Source organism: Bacillus sp. 166amftsu (genome assembly GCF_900107445.1).
Classification (GTDB): domain Bacteria; phylum Bacillota; class Bacilli; order Bacillales; family Bacillaceae_G; genus Bacillus_A; species Bacillus_A arachidis.
The window spans coordinates 69,167-84,447 of the sequence record NZ_FNQA01000005.1; the positions used below are offsets into that span (position 1 = coordinate 69,167).

The 15,281-nt window shown below is 34.3% G+C and carries 14 protein-coding genes and 1 pseudogene; 8 read left to right on the forward strand and 7 right to left on the reverse strand.

What is annotated here, in order from left to right:
- Window positions 1-201 precede the first annotated feature (201 nt).
- The 3 genes from BLV40_RS15145 to BLV40_RS15155 all read left to right on the forward strand — a co-directional run bounded on the left by BLV40_RS15145 (window position 202) and on the right by BLV40_RS15155 (window position 1,758).
- Window positions 202-990 carry an enoyl-CoA hydratase gene (locus tag BLV40_RS15145; RefSeq protein WP_026590715.1) on the forward strand — a complete coding sequence of 263 codons (789 nt, stop codon included), beginning with the start codon at window positions 202-204 and terminating at the stop codon, window positions 988-990.
- A gap of 61 nt (window positions 991-1,051) precedes the next feature.
- Window positions 1,052-1,375, forward strand: a complete 324-nt coding sequence (locus BLV40_RS15150; RefSeq protein WP_026590714.1) for a hypothetical protein — start codon at window positions 1,052-1,054, stop codon at window positions 1,373-1,375.
- Window positions 1,376-1,431: 56 nt separating this feature from the next.
- Entirely contained in the window at window positions 1,432-1,758 is a 327-nt protein-coding gene (locus tag BLV40_RS15155; RefSeq protein WP_090691342.1) for a nucleoside triphosphate pyrophosphohydrolase, read from the forward strand.
- 148 nt (window positions 1,759-1,906) lie between these two features.
- On the opposite strand, the gene BLV40_RS15160 is transcribed toward BLV40_RS15155, so the two are convergent.
- Complete coding sequence (locus tag BLV40_RS15160) at window positions 1,907-2,089, reverse strand: hypothetical protein (protein WP_026590712.1); 183 nt, start codon at window positions 2,087-2,089, stop codon at window positions 1,907-1,909.
- 161 nt (window positions 2,090-2,250) lie between these two features.
- On the opposite strand from BLV40_RS15160, the gene BLV40_RS15165 reads away from it, so the two are divergent.
- On the forward strand, window positions 2,251-3,300 hold the full coding sequence (locus BLV40_RS15165; RefSeq protein ID WP_090691344.1) for a M42 family metallopeptidase: 1,050 nt from the start codon (window positions 2,251-2,253) through the stop codon (window positions 3,298-3,300).
- Between the two features lie 214 nt (window positions 3,301-3,514).
- Here BLV40_RS15165 and BLV40_RS15170 read toward each other — a convergent pair whose 3' ends face one another.
- The 3 genes from BLV40_RS15170 to BLV40_RS15180 are packed head-to-tail and all read right to left on the reverse strand — an operon-like array spanning window position 3,515 to window position 7,270.
- Complete coding sequence (locus BLV40_RS15170; RefSeq protein WP_090691347.1) at window positions 3,515-4,618, reverse strand: Ger(x)C family spore germination protein; 1,104 nt, start codon at window positions 4,616-4,618, stop codon at window positions 3,515-3,517.
- Between the two features lie 11 nt (window positions 4,619-4,629).
- The gene (locus tag BLV40_RS15175) at window positions 4,630-5,718 is read right to left on the reverse strand and encodes a GerAB/ArcD/ProY family transporter (protein ID WP_090691350.1); all 1,089 of its coding nucleotides are present in this window, start codon (window positions 5,716-5,718) and stop codon (window positions 4,630-4,632) included.
- Window positions 5,719-5,722: 4 nt separating this feature from the next.
- On the reverse strand, window positions 5,723-7,270 hold the full coding sequence (locus BLV40_RS15180; protein ID WP_090691354.1) for a spore germination protein: 1,548 nt from the start codon (window positions 7,268-7,270) through the stop codon (window positions 5,723-5,725).
- A 1,614-nt stretch (window positions 7,271-8,884) separates the two neighbouring features.
- Between BLV40_RS15180 and BLV40_RS15185 the strand changes: the two genes are divergently transcribed.
- Together BLV40_RS15185 and BLV40_RS15190 are read left to right on the forward strand one after the other, a co-directional pair.
- Window positions 8,885-9,835 (forward strand): tyrosine-type recombinase/integrase, encoded by a 951-nt coding sequence (locus BLV40_RS15185; protein WP_090691356.1) that lies wholly within the window; start codon window positions 8,885-8,887, stop codon window positions 9,833-9,835.
- A gap of 710 nt (window positions 9,836-10,545) precedes the next feature.
- Entirely contained in the window at window positions 10,546-11,397 is an 852-nt protein-coding gene (locus tag BLV40_RS15190) for a P-loop NTPase family protein (protein WP_090691359.1), read from the forward strand.
- Window positions 11,398-11,763: 366 nt separating this feature from the next.
- On the opposite strand, the gene BLV40_RS15195 is transcribed toward BLV40_RS15190, so the two are convergent.
- Complete coding sequence (locus BLV40_RS15195) at window positions 11,764-12,288, reverse strand: nucleoside/nucleotide kinase family protein (RefSeq protein ID WP_090691362.1); 525 nt, start codon at window positions 12,286-12,288, stop codon at window positions 11,764-11,766.
- Window positions 12,289-12,516: 228 nt separating this feature from the next.
- On the opposite strand from BLV40_RS15195, the gene BLV40_RS15200 reads away from it, so the two are divergent.
- Window positions 12,517-12,954, forward strand: a complete 438-nt coding sequence (locus tag BLV40_RS15200; RefSeq protein ID WP_090691365.1) for an NUDIX domain-containing protein — start codon at window positions 12,517-12,519, stop codon at window positions 12,952-12,954.
- Window positions 12,955-13,046: 92 nt separating this feature from the next.
- Here BLV40_RS15200 and BLV40_RS15205 read toward each other — a convergent pair.
- Window positions 13,047-13,479: pseudogene (locus BLV40_RS15205) on the reverse strand (STAS/SEC14 domain-containing protein).
- A 429-nt stretch (window positions 13,480-13,908) separates the two neighbouring features.
- Here BLV40_RS15205 and BLV40_RS29635 point away from each other — a divergent pair.
- Window positions 13,909-14,043, forward strand: a complete 135-nt coding sequence (locus BLV40_RS29635; RefSeq protein WP_255260047.1) for a hypothetical protein — start codon at window positions 13,909-13,911, stop codon at window positions 14,041-14,043.
- 355 nt (window positions 14,044-14,398) lie between these two features.
- On the opposite strand, the gene BLV40_RS15210 is transcribed toward BLV40_RS29635, so the two are convergent.
- Window positions 14,399-14,920, reverse strand: a complete 522-nt coding sequence (locus BLV40_RS15210) for a DinB family protein (protein WP_090691369.1) — start codon at window positions 14,918-14,920, stop codon at window positions 14,399-14,401.
- Window positions 14,921-15,281: the final 361 nt, after the last annotated feature.

A 15,281-nucleotide genomic window follows, 5' to 3' on the forward strand; every position in this document is an offset into this window, starting at 1 on the left:
TTCAAATCAACAATATATCGCTAAAATTGTTGGAACTCAGTAGTATATTTTAGAAAAAGAGATTGTTTTCTTTCATTAATAATAGGGAATTCGTAAATTTTCGAGAATATTAGACAGAAAATTACGAAAAAAGAAGGGTTTTACACCTCTTTTCTTTAATTATATAAATATAATCTTTTAAGTAGGAAAGAGGGATATATAATGGAAGTAAAAAGTAAAGCAGAGTCTGTAGTTGTGAAATATGAAGGACGAGTAGCAACGATTATGATGAATCGTCCAGAGGTATTAAATGCGCTAGATGAACCTACGCTCAAAGAATTATTAGCAAAATTGAAAGAAGTAGCTGAAAGTAACGTTCATATTGTCGTACTATGCGGCAATGGACGTGGTTTTTCTGCGGGTGGAGATATTAAATCTATGCTTTCTAGTAATGATGAAAGTCATTTTGAAAGTATTATGAACACTATTTCAGAAATTGTCGTAACGTTATATACAATGCCAAAACTTGTGATCAGCGCAATTCATGGCCCAACTGCAGGGCTTGGATTGAGTATTGCTTTAACAGCAGATTATGTAGTAGCAGACATTTCATCTATCATTGCGATGAATTTTATTGGAATCGCTTTAATACCAGATGGCGGGGGGCATTTCTTCTTACAAAAACGCCTCGGTGAAAACATGGCAAAACAAATCATTTGGGAAGGTAAAAAGTTATCAGCAACAGAAGCGTTAGAGTGTGGATTAATTGACGAAGTTATCGGAGAAAACTTCCAAGATGCTGTAAAACAAAAGATCAATGAGTGGCTTCAAAAACCAATTAAATCCATGATTCAAACGAAACAAATTCTATGTGAAGTGAATCGTTCAAGCTTAGAACAAACGCTTCAGCTTGAAAAACGTGGACAATATGCAATGAGAAAAACGGCTGATCATAGAGAGGGAATTGCTGCATTTTTAGAAAAGCGTCTGCCTGCGTTTAAAGGGGAATAAAAAAGAGAAAGTGTTAACACAATCCTAAGTGTTAGCACTTTTTTAAATAACGAGGGAAAAAATGAAAAGAAAAGTTATATATATTATCGGTTTATTTATACTAATCTATTTTGCTCTACATAGCACACCAACGCTTGCTGTTCGTACGGCGTTATTTTTTGAAGGGCATCCAAAGGTTGCTATAGGAGGAGAAATTACGAAGGAAAGAAATATAGAAAAAGAGGCACTTCCTACAGCTTATCAAACATTGTATGGAACAGAAAATAACGAACCGGACCATTACTTCTTTCCGCATGTACAAGCTCATGGAACAGGGATTGATATGATTAGTGCGTGTGTGAAAAAGAAATGGTTTTTCTACCAAGCGGAGCTAGGATGCTACTAAATATGGAAAGAAGATATGCTATAGTATAAGTATGATATTTTGGTGGGGGTAGAACTATGTCAACTTATAATAAATTAGTTAGAGATCTCGTTCCAGAAAAGATTTTAATGTCTGGAAAAACATATACTTCAAAAAAATTAACAGGGCAAGCATACATAGAAGCATTAGCGAAAATTGGAACGGAAGAAATTCGTGAATTTGCTTCAATGAAAGAACGTGAACATGCATTAGATTCACTTGCGGACGCATTAGAAGTCATCCTCTCACTCGCGCGTGCAGAAGGGGCGACATTTGAAGATATTGAACGTATTCGTAAGCAAAAAGAAGAAGAACTCGGTGGATTTGAGAGAGGAATTTATTTGCTGGATGTTTTGGAGGAGTAGTTTGGTAGAGAGTTATACAAAATACTAAAATTGACCTTCACATGATTTTTTCAGCAAGCTAGTAGAAAATAAGGATAAGTAGTTAAGATAATTAATAGCTATATATAGATGAAAAGCTCATCCTTTTCTAGAAAGGTTGAGCTTTTTGTTATTTTGCTTTTGCTAGTTTTGTTTTCGTTACAAAAAGGCTAATGATAAAAAGTATTCCTGTTAGTCCCCATCCAATTGTAATCGCAGTAGATGTATGCAGAGTATAAGAAACCTGTAAACAAAGCAAAGATGATAAAAACCAGATTAATGCAATTTCTACATGTTTTTTCGTTAATTTCATTCCAATGAATCCCCTTTAATATTTATATGATATGAAAGAATGTTTTACCATAATTATGTAATTCCGAAAATGAAATATACAGAAATCTCCATCATTATAAGTAGAGATTTGGCAATAATTTCGGTATACTGAATATTAGAAAAAAGCGAGGGGGAACAACATTGGCACATCACGCAAGAGAAACGATGGAATTAATTAAACAACTTGTTTCTATTCCAAGTCCATCTGGAAACACAGGAAAAATCATTAACTTTATTGAAAACTACGTAAAAGAATGGAATGTAGAAACGAAGCGTAATAATAAAGGTGCACTTATTTTGACGGTAAAAGGAAATAACGATGAGCAACACCGCTTACTAACTGCTCACGTTGATACATTAGGTGCAATGGTAAAAGAAATTAAATCTGATGGTCGTCTTAGCTTATCGATGATCGGAGGATTTCGCTGGAACTCTGTTGAAGGAGAATATTGTGAAATTGAAACAGCGAGCGGAAAAACATATACTGGTACAATTTTGATGCACCAAACATCTGTGCATGTCTATAAAGATGCAGGTGAAGCAAAACGCGATGAAAAAAATATTGAAGTCCGCATTGATGAGCGCGTATCTTCAGCGGAGGAAGTTCGTGAACTAGGAATCGAGGTTGGGGACTTCGTCTCATTTGACCCACGCGTTCAAATTACAGAGAGCGGATACATAAAATCACGTCATCTAGACGATAAAGTAAGTGTTGCAATCCTACTAAAATTAATGAAAAGATTACAAGATGAAAATATTACATTGCCATATACAACACATTTCTTAATCTCTAATAATGAAGAAATTGGTTATGGCGGTAACTCTAACATTCCAGAAGAAACAGTTGAATATTTAGCCGTTGATATGGGAGCGCTTGGAGACGGGCAGGCATCAGATGAATATACAGTATCCATCTGTGCAAAAGATTCTAGTGGTCCATACCATTACGGTTTACGTAAACATTTAGTGGAACTTGCAAAAGCAAACAATATTGAATATAAAGTAGATATCTATCCATACTACGGATCAGATGCATCTGCGGCAATCCGTGCAGGTTTTGATGTGAAACACGCGCTAATTGGAGCAGGAATTGATTCTTCTCATGCATTTGAGCGTACGCATGAGAGTTCAATTGCACATACGGAGGCGCTTGTGTTTGCTTATGTGATGTCGGAGTTGATTGGGGAATAATAAAAAGAGGTTACCCTGGTACCAGGGTAACCTCTTTTTATATGGTGAATGTTGTTGGAATAAGCGTTAAATATTTCTTATCTACAATTTGTAAATAACCTATGAGGCAATCTCCTTACATACTACATGTGGAGTTGCACAGCTATTAAAGAAATTTACCTTCTTAAAATTGAAGCGGCTTGTAATTTTGGTATGAATCTCAGGTGAACTCATGTTACTTAATCGTTCCCATCCCACCAATTTCTACATTTACCTTGACGTTTACATCGGCCTTTGCTAATTCATTATTCCATTTATTTTGGACTTTTTTCCATTCTGGATATGTGTAAGTTCTTGCATATACCCCAAGCCCAATCGGATCGATTTTGGCAGCTTGTACTTTCTTTATTAATTGTTTGAAATCAGCTTCCAGCTTAGTTTCAATCGCCTTTTGTAATTTTGCTGCGTCCTTTCTTGTATTGAACGAAAAAAGTCGTTCTGTAATACCGATTCTCATTTTTACATCTATATTAAATATAAAATGATTATCATACCTTACCTTTGTCTTTACTTTAATATTTTGGGCACTAAAGCTTATCCAATCTTTATCCTGGTTATCCGACTTTAGTTTAATTGGAATTGTAAATGGAAACTCACCTGTAGTTTCTTGTTGCAAAATGCGTAATAGTTTGTTTTCATCGGATTTTAGCGTTAATTTATACCTTCCTTTTTCATCCAACAAAGCTGTACCTGTCACCCATATTCTATTCTTTTTTTTCATCTCAGTAATACTTGCTGTTATCCCTTTGTCTGCTATTTGTTCATGTAATTTTTGAAGAGTTGTTTTTACTGTGATATTTCTTAAATAGGCAGTATCAACTAGTTGTGTTAAATATAAAGGAAGACGCGGCTTATCTTTTGGGTGATAAAAGATGAGGTCCGAAACAGGTCCATCTACAGCAACAACCCTTGTAGTAACTGAATTTTTAGGGTCTCGGTAAAATGGGTCGAGATAATCTCCCCAGTTTTTTCGTTTCATTAGCCGCTTGCCAACTAAAATAACCTGTGTTTTACTTCCAGAGGTTAGCGCCATAACCGTGGCATCAAATTGCGCTCTAGCATTTCGAATTGTAACAGATTTCACACCAGTAGTTTCTTCTTTTACCTTTGCTTCTTTATTAAAAACAGGACTTGACATGTACACCAATAAATTATTATTGCGATCTAAATCGATACCAAGGAGAAGGGTAAGGGAAACATCTTCAACATTTGTTTGATCAAAGCATCCAGTCATCATGAATACCGATAACAAAATACAACATAGTACTTTTCTTTTCAATGTATCCCCCCCTAGCGAGACTTCTCATATACCCAGCTATATATCCATAAAATGATAGGTGATATATACGTCAATCCAAATCCAGTATTCGATACTACCTGTTGCCAAGTTTCGGCTTGATTCCAACTAGGACGAGTCCAAAATACGAAGCCGATAATGAGTAATAATAGAACAACGACATGAGAGCTGTGCTCTTGTTTCCCAAGTAATTGGCTCGAACAAAATACAGCGCAGTATATGCAAGGAATCCAGGCTGTGGAAACAACGGTTAAGTAAACAGCTAATAAAATCATGTCAAAACGTTCTAAAAAACGAAATTCAATTACTTTAAGTAAATTTAGTACCGGCTGGTTAAATTGTGTAATGCTATCAGGGCTAAAATAGGCAAAGCAAACAATAGTAACAAATAAATAAAATAACATCGTTAAAGTGTTTGCGATAACGATTCCATGGACTGCATACTGTTTTTTTTGTAAAAAGGGATATAAAAAGAAAGCAATATCAAACCCTAAATAAGCAAAAATAGTGGTCGGTACAGCCGTTAATACCGGTTTCCACCCTTCTTTTAAGAGTGGAAAGAAGGGCAGCCAGCTCCCGCTCCCTTTTAGTGGTATCAAAAAAAACAGCGGAATCCAAAGCATCATATAAAAAATAAGTTCGGAGTACCGTCCTATAATACGAGGGCCGTTGCGTACAACAAGAAAGGTAGGAATCGAAAACAAAAAGATAATGATATAGTCAGGCGTTTTCGGAAGAAGCCATCCCTTAAGATAAAGCATAGCGTTCACAAGAATGATACCGGAATAAAAGGCAAAATATATCATGTAAATAACAACGAGTGCTTTCCCTACTATTTTTCCAAATAATCGTATAAGAATGTCGTAAAGTGTGTCCTCGGGATACCTTGCAGCTGTTTTCACTATAAAAATACCTGCTATTGTGGAGAATACCCAGCCGATCAGTATAGCTATCCATCCATCTGTTCCAGCTTTTTCTGCAAGCACTCGTGGGAGAGATAACACTCCAGTTCCCACCTGCATTCCATTGATTAAAAAAATATACTGCATAAGGGTGATGTCATTATAGGCATACTTTTTCATAGTTTCACCTTTTATTATGGTTCTTTCTTTGTCGAATAGATTGAATGGCTTCCGTACCCTTAGGACGACTTCTCATTGTCCATAGAGGAAAGCGTACAAAAGCATCCTTCATATCTGCAAAGCGAAATGGTGCTAACGGAGTGCCATAAGGAGTTCCTAGCGATTCAAGACTGATAAGATGCGCAATTAATGTCATCCACCCGATAACAAGTCCTACAATTCCAAATAAGGCAGCTGATAGCATCATCGGAAAGCGTAAAAGCCTAACTGTCGCTCCCATGTCGTAATTAGGGATAATAAAAGAAGCGATGGCTGTAACAGCAACAACAATAATCATAATGTTGCTTACAATCCCCGCCTGAACAGCCGCTTGTCCAATAATAATTCCACCTACAATTCCAACCGTCTGACCAATCGGAGTAGGCAGCCGCAAAGCCCCTTCCCTCATCATTTCCAATGTCATTTCCATAAGCAGTGCTTCCATAACTGGAGAAAATGGTACGCGCGTTCTTGATTCTGCAATAGACAAAAAAAGTTCTACAGGAATGACTTCAAAATTAAAGGAAATAAACGCAACATAACTCGCAGGTAAAAATAGAGCAATCATAAAAGCCAAGAAACGAAGTATACGAATAGACGAGGCAACTAACCAACGTGTCCCGTAATCATCAATTCCTTGAAAAAAAGATATAAAATTTGTCGGAGCAATTAATACACTTGGGGAATGATCCACAACAACCACAAATCTACCTTGAAGAATATGAGATACAGCCACATCGGGTCTTTCAGTTAATATAAATTGCGGAAACGGTGAGTACGGGTTATCTTCAATAAATTCGATAAGTTCACCAGTATTCTCAACAGCGTCGACCGTAATATCTTGAATCCGTGTTTCTAATTCCTTTAGCACATCGTCAGAAGCTACATCTTTCAAATATAAAATAGAAATCCTCGTTTTGCTTCGTACACCAATTATTATTTCTTTTATCATTAATTCGCGATGAGGAATATATCTTCGAATCATTGCGATATTCTGGCTTCCAGTTTCTACAAATGCTTGATGCGCACCTTTTAGGGCTATTTCGTTATGAGTATCTTCAATATTTCTTTGTGGCCATCCTTTCGTATCCAATTGATGCGCTGTTGTTCGGCCATGGATTAATAAAACACTATCTCCTCCAAAAATAGCATTTTCAATCTGACTCCATGTATTAATAATTTTAATATGTCCTAATGTAATTGGGAGTTCCGTATTCGTATCAAAAACACTATTCATCAAAGGATTTAGAACGTGATTTTGAATCAATTGTTTATCTGTTAATCCAGACAAATACACTAAAGCTGCCTCTAATCCATCAGCTTTCATTTGAAATCGACGAATCACTAAATCAGGTGCTTGACGAAATACATTCTGAATATCAGCTATGTTTTTCGATAAATCAGCGTCTAAGAGGGAGTCCTCAATATCTTTTTCCCGAAAATGAGTATTGTCTCGTATGGAAAATGACTTAGGATTGCCTCTATATTTTAACCGTTTCAGAAATTTAGCCATGACTCCCTCACTTTCTATGTGCCTTCTATAGTATGTTTAGTATGTATATATTAAGAAAAAATATCCTAATAACTAGAGAGGGGACGCCAGAATTATTACTGCCCGTTAATGCGGGATAAACAAATATACCGATCCTATGCCTATCATCCTTTTTTATAATAATCTTCTATAATTTTTTTAGGAATCATACCGCCACCTGTTCCTCACATGACGTGTGTAGCATTTTTGAGTTTAAATATGCCTGTTCGTCTTTTTCTTCAATAACCCAAATAGAAAAGCTACTCTCTATCAGCTTCATAAAAACCGATAGAAAGTAGCTTTCATTGTTTCATACATCATGAAAATGCTATAGTCACTTTTCTCGTTCTGGGGTATTTGCTTTTCTTAGCTTGATGGCGATGGCGTGCCACCCACATTTTAACGAAAATATCCCTAACTATTTTCTAATGGGTTTGGTTTTGGAGTACAAAACACCAAAAAACAGTGAAAATAGCACAATAAAAAGGAACTTGTATAATCAAGCTCCTTTTCTTATGAATTTAAATGCCATCTTCTTCATAAAGCACCCGTTAGTTTAACAACTCTTGGGACCCCATCTTTTTTATTCAATTTTTAGACGGTTCGTAAGTAAAAAGTAAAACAAAGTTTACATCTTTTTATAATTTGTAAAACACACCGTTAAATATCCAAATATAAATCCAGTGATATCATGCACACGTACTGATATCACTGGGTTTTATTATTTTAACATTTTGTATCATTTTTAAAACTCACTAATTATAACTTTGCTCATAAATAATATAAGGATTAAATATCTGAACATTTACAATATTTAGTACAAATAATATCAATTTACTATAATATGTAATTTATGTAAAATCATAATTAAGCTAAACTCTTCTTTAAATTCTTGCCCCTAACAAGGATTTATAGACCATGCTATTTTTAGCTACAAATGCATAAAAAGAAAAAAGCCAAATTCTAGATAGATTTGGCTTTTTTCTTTGGAGTTCATGTAAATAACAACTTGAACCCACTGCTCTTTTTCAAATGTAATTGTATTTTATCATATTTTAAACGTTTTGTTGTTATATTTTTAAACTTATCAGAAATTTCTAAGTGGATATTTGGAACAATCTTTAGCCTATGATATCGCCCCTAACAACTTGTATATAATAGAAAGTAAAACTAAGTTCATGACTTTTTATAGTTTGTAAAATTGATCATTAAATTCTTATAGCTAATGTGTACCTAAAGGTGTGTTTTGATTTCGGTATAAACCTAAAATTATTTTCATACATTTTGGCACCATGTTTTCTACTCAAAAACCACCCTACCAAAAGATGTACTTTTTGATACTGTACAAACAAATTAGTAATAAATTTCTCAATATGGGTATTATCACTATTTTTATCTATAATATTCGAGATTAACAGTTAATGTAATATGATAGAAAAGTAATGGTTATCACCCTGTTTTTTCTCCTTATGCCAAAGGTAAGACCGAGTTTCTGGTCTTATCTTTTTTATTTATATGTTTTCTTTGGGGATGAATGGGTGAGTGGAATATGTGTAAAATTTGATATACTAAAAGAAAAATTAGGATGATAAGCTTATGCCAACAAAAGAATTTCAAGATACGGTACAACATTTTTCTTCTTTCTTATTAAATAAAGGCCGCAAGCCTTCTACAATAAAACGATATGTTTATGATATTGAAGATTTTGGTCATTGGTTGCAAAACTCTAAAAAACTCCCTACACGTAATATATGGACGACGCTTGGTACAAAGGATTATGAAGCGTATTTCTCTGATTTAAAACAGCAACGACAGTACTCTGATAAAACAATGCATCGTGTCTATGTTGTCTTAAATAGACTATATCAGTATTTACAACTGCCAAATCCCTTAGATGAGATGCAATTGAGTATCCAACCAAATCGTGCGTTACGTGATGAGGACTTTATCTCAAAAGAGGAAGAAAAAACGTTACAGTATATTTTAACCTCATTGGACGGATTAACAGAGAGACAAAGTGCCGTTCGTCCCATGCTTCAGGATCGAAACATTTCTATTGTACATTTCCTTCTGAACTATGGACTATCACTACAAGAGCTTGTGGGATTACAAATGAAGCACGTTCATTTTGAGAATAATACTCTTACAGTTCCAGGAATAACAGGGATAGAAAGAACGATTGTATTAAGTGAAGATGATAAAAAACGCTTGTTTAGCTATTATAAAACGATCCCTGAACCTGTTCGCCCAAAATATCATAGCAATGACCCACTATTTGTGGCATTCGATTATACTCGAAATACATTTCGGTGGGTATATGAAAATGATGCACCAAAAGCTTTAACAGAAATTGCTGTTCAAAAGATGATTCGACTTGAAGTTGCTCGAGCAAATTTACGTAAAGGTATTTCAGCGCAACACTTACGGAACACTTTCATCTTAAGACTTATTGAGCATCAAACTTCAGAATACGAAATAATAAAACAGGTAGGTTTTAAGTCTAAACTTTCGTTAAAAAGATATTATGATTACATCAATCAAAAATAACGGGGGAAGACCGTGTGGAAAGAAATAAGAAACAGAAGCTACAGTACATGAGAGTGTACACATTAAGGGATAGAAGTACAAAATCCATTCACGTTGAATCCTAGAGAACGTTTAAAGATGAAATGCGGGTTCTAGGTATAAAGGAATCAGATATTTTTCAAATTCAGTTAATTGAAAAACGAACGTGAATAAATTGAAACGAGTCAATTTTTCTTAGTTAAGAAAGTTGGCTCGTTTTTTGTGCAATTTTTACATAGCAATCGTGCCGAGAATGCAAAATAATTCAAAGAAAATGAAACACTAACTATAGTGCGCCCTTACATTTGCATCAAGTTCAAAAGAAGGGGGACCGCCAGCATTTCGGAAAAAAACCACGCTAAGAGCATGCAAGATTTTATACAGTTTTTCGGCTAATCCAGTAACAAACGAGAACCTTAAAACCCACGCCAGGATAGGAATGTATAAAAAAATGCATAAATCCATAGAACAAAAAAGGAGGATCCCTTGTGAGAGTAAGGTTCCGCCTTTTTCCTTGCTACGGATAATGAGACGTTATGTCAACCGATTATGTATACGATATACAAGAAAAACTTCTTTACTACCGCATTATTCAGATGGTAAAATTTAGAAAAAAGGTGAGGGTGAGTTCAGTGGACGATTTATTTTTAATTTGAAACTTTTTATTTTGTCTTAGAAGGGTGTAGATTTTTTTGAATACAAAATTAATCATAGTAGAAGGGCTTCCTGGCTTTGGGAAATCCACCACTGCAAACTTGCTTTACGATATTCTAATTGAAAAAAATATTGACGTTGAGTTATTTCTTGAAGGGAATCCAGACCACCCTGCTGATTATGATGGGGTATCTTGTTTTGATAAAAGTGAATTCGAAAGTTTGTTAGTGAATAGTGGTAATTTTAGGGGAGTAATTAGTGATAGAGTCACGAAGCGAGGAAACAATTATTTATTGCCATATAAAAAAATTAAAAATGAATACAGCTCTAATTTTCCTGAAAGTTTATTAAATACCATTTTCAAAAATGATATATATGAATTACCGCTAGAGAGGAATATTGAATTAATAACTGAAAAATGGAGGGATTTTGTTGAAATAGCCAACAACGAAAATAAAACTTATATTTTTGAATGTTGCTTCATACAAAATCCATTAACAATCGGAATGGTCAAATATGGTGAAAAAAAAGAGAAAGTTATAAGTTATATTAATTCATTAGCGAAAATCATAGAGAAATTAAATCCAGTATTGTTTTATATAGAACAAGATGATTTGGAATTCTCATTCAGAAAGGTATTTAATGAAAGAGCAAAAGAATGGTCTGCTGGATTTATTGAGTATTATACAAATCAAGGGTATGTGAAAATGAAAGGCTATCACGGTTTAGACGGAACAATTAAAGTTTTAGAAGCAAGAAGAGATATTGAAAGAGAAATATTTGATATGTTAAATATAAAAAAGACAAAAATTGATAATTCACAGTATGAAGCTATCAAATATAAGTCAATGATAATTGAAAAATTGAAATTACTTGAATTTCTAGATTAATGTAGTGCTTTAATTGAGCAAGAAACTAAGAATTCTTAACTTCCGCTAACGCATGTTATATTAACTAAATTAGCTTAAGATTAAATCATTGGAGGAAAAAGTATGAAAAATAAAATACCTCTAATAACATTCATTTTAGCTGCTTTATTTGTAGCTGGAGGTTTTGCATTCTTCTACTGGATCAAAACATTCCCATTCAATTAAAGAAACCTAACTACCGATAACAAAGATTACGTGAATACAAAAGTCCTCCAGTTAAACAATCTGGAGAACTTTTAATAGTCTTCTAAATACATTAAATCCCGATAATATTACGTTATGTTAACTTGACATGTATGTAGTATACAGTTGTTTATTAAGTAGTTTCTAAGTTAATAGCTGTTTAATTTTGGCTATTTTTTCTTCTAATCCAAGTGTGCCATCAATTATATAATCTGCATGTTTACTAACTATTTCTTCATGTGTAATAAACATTGGTCTAGCTTCCCCAAAATAAATTTTTGCCCATTCTAAAATCTCACTCGCGGAAGAATCAGAAAAGTCTCTAAGTAAATATCTTGCAAAGGTTATATCTAAGGGGGTTTTTATATAAATTACCTTATCAATATGCATACCTATTTGTTTGTTTTCATAACCTATTGGATGATCTAAAAAAATATAATCACTTTTATTTTTTGCTTTTTTTAAGTCATTTATCATGCTATCTAATTGATAAGCATTAAAATAATCGGATGGTCTGTTTAAAATTCCTTTCACATCTGGTGCATTTTCTATTTCATAATTATCAAAGTATAAAGCATATGCATTAGGAAATTCTTTTACTAACTGATTAACCAATGTAGTCTTTCCTCCAGCAGTTACTCCACTAATAGCAATTACCTTAGCATCCATTTATTCAACTCCCGTTTTTAAATTTTTCTATTCTCTTATAATTATTAACATTATTCTCTTGTGAGGAAGAGCTATCTAAAGTAAACAGCTGTTTTTCGTTATGTATTAAATAGTTCTCTACCAATAATGGTGCGTTATGTTAACAAAAAGCGAATGTAATATACAATATAAAATTCGTGCTGAATTTCTTATTTCAAATGCTACAATTAGAAGCAAGGGGGAATGTACATGGATAGACCAAAGCTTAGGGCAGAAGGAATCATTTCAAATGCGGATAGAACCAAATTTCTCGTTCAATGTGATCTAGAAGAGAGTTTTTATCGTCTGCCTGGTGGAAGCATTGAATTTGGAGAGTCAGCTTCTGATTCGATTGTGAGGGAGCTGCTAGAGGAATATGATTTGCAAGTAAATGTAGGTGAGCTTGTTTGTATTAATGAAACGGTTTTTGAATACAACGGGAAGACAAACCATCATTGTACTTTAATACACCGCTGTTTTGTTCATATGACAGAAAACAAAGAAATCTTTATACATAAAGAACTGCCAAAAGAGGTAAAACTAGTTTGGCGCACTACTGACCAATTACAGCAGAAACCAATATCCCCTGAAGGTATACTTGATATTATGACTTCTAAGACTGACCGTATTGCTCACATTTCTGTATAGACAAAGAGAGAAAAAAATTAACAATAATTTTCGTTATCGGTAGTTTTGATTTCAACAAAAAAAGGATTAGCTAAATGCTAGTCCTAAAGGTTTTATATTGGATATTCATTCAACCAAATTAATGCTTGTTCATAATTATCGAAAAAATTTACAGATTCTTTTGTATTGGACTGTTGTAAATAATTCATTATCTCTCCTTCCTCAAGGAGAAACGCAATTGCTTTACTATGATTCAAAATGTTTTCATTGAAAAACTTATCTTTCCATGCTTTTTGAACTGAAAAATGATCTGGGGTGTACCCTTTTCTATCTACCAACAATTTGTATTTCCGACCTTCGGAAATGAATTGCTGACAAACTTTCTCGAATCCTTTAAACCATTCGTTAACATCATCTGTTTTAATCTTGCCAATCAGATGGGTAACAATTAAATCCCCTGAAACCGTTGTGCTAATATTCTGTTTACTCAACTTAGAATCATCCCCCTTAGTTACAATTATGTGTAAAAAACTTTATGAAATCAATTAAAAGAAGGAATGATTAATTTTTTATGAATAATATATACATATCTACTTAACATAACGTCTCATTATCGGTAGCAAGGACAACGCGGATCCATACTCTCACAAGGAATCCGCCTTTTTCTTTTTCTATGACTCTGTTCACTCTTTTATACATTCCTATCCTAGCGTGGGTTTTAGGATTATCACTTGTTACTAGATTAGCTGAAAAATTGTATAAAATCTTGCATGCTCTTAGCGTAGTTTTTTTCCAGAATGCTGGCGGTATCCCATGGCCATCAAGCTAAAATTTTGAAGTACCCCCCAAATGAAAATTTTCTTTCTCTATAGTTAGTTATTTTGAGAAGTCGGCTGTTTTTTTCGTTTTGGGGGTGTTTACTTTTCTTAAGTTGATGGATATGGGGTAGTACGCACAAATCTCATCAAATGAGGCATGGACAGGGTTTGGAACAAACGAAGCATCCTGGAAAATGGCAATATCGCTTTTGCTGACAAACAAGGAAAAATTCATTTTGTAAGACGATTTCATGAAAATGGTGAAAAAGCAGTTTCTGTGGTGATGCAATAAAGTGAAACTGTAATCAGTGGGGATTTTCTTCATCCCCCACTGATTATTAGCCCTCATCAATCGGGCTTTTACGGGCAGTTTATCTCCCACCTAACTTCTTAAAGAAAAGTGGAAGTGGCTCGTCCAGAATGTGAGGGGGGAAGAAGCGAAGCCACCGAACATTTTAACCACTGGAACTGGACAATGCCTTAGCCGAATTTTGAGGTTGGGAGGCTTACTGCCCGCAAATAACGTGATAAAATAATGAAATAACTATACCACTTGATTTATCTATTGTTTCTTAAACATCATTTATTGATGTAATAACTAACTAAAGCCATTCCGTTAATTCAAGATGGATTATAGTTCCTCCTCTTTAACACTTATCATTTCGTAATTCCCGAAGAATTTGAAAAATTTGACCTCTATGATGCGATTCGTGTTCAATCAAATGGTAAACAACCCACTCAGGTGTGACGTCATAATGTTCAAGTACTCTCGGTTTACGCCAATCGGTTAAGTCCATTGAACGAAAGTGGGAAAGAAATACTTCACGTACCTTATTAAGGCGGTAAAAATGTTCCTCTATACTTTCTCCCTCAAAGTGAGTTAAATTGCCGTCAGTTCGATGTTCTAAAGGAAATAATGCGCTAATTTCAGGATCCCAATCGGTTCCAAGTACTTCTACATATAACCAATCTGCCTCAATCAATACAATGTGATACAAAAGTGTCCCAATTGATTGTCTTTCGCCTAATTTTTGATCAATTAAGCTTTGGCTGATTCCAGTTAATTCAGTTATAAGAGTACGTCGAACATCCTCTAGACACCATAGCCATCTGCCAATCTCTTCTTCATACTGTGGTAATGAAGATACCAGTAAAGCTCGTCTCTTCAACAACATCAACCTCCTCTTAATTAAAATGTTTACATTCTATTAAAAGGGGATGTTTCCTTCTTTTAAATAAAAATATTCTTCCCGTATTCCGTAATCTGGCCCTTTCATGGAGTAACTCTATTGCTATTCCGAGTATATTATCGAAAGCTCAAGATAAAGGTATCGAGATGAACTAAAGTACATTTCACCTAGAGATGCCAATTTTCTCGTTTTGGGTGCAATTCAAAATGTGAGATTGATAGCGATGTGGTGCTATACAAACACATGCCTTAATGAGAAATGTGAGATTTCGTTGATCTTACTCAGATATGCAATATTGCATATGAAAATATATTGCTATAAATGTAAGCGCTTACTATAA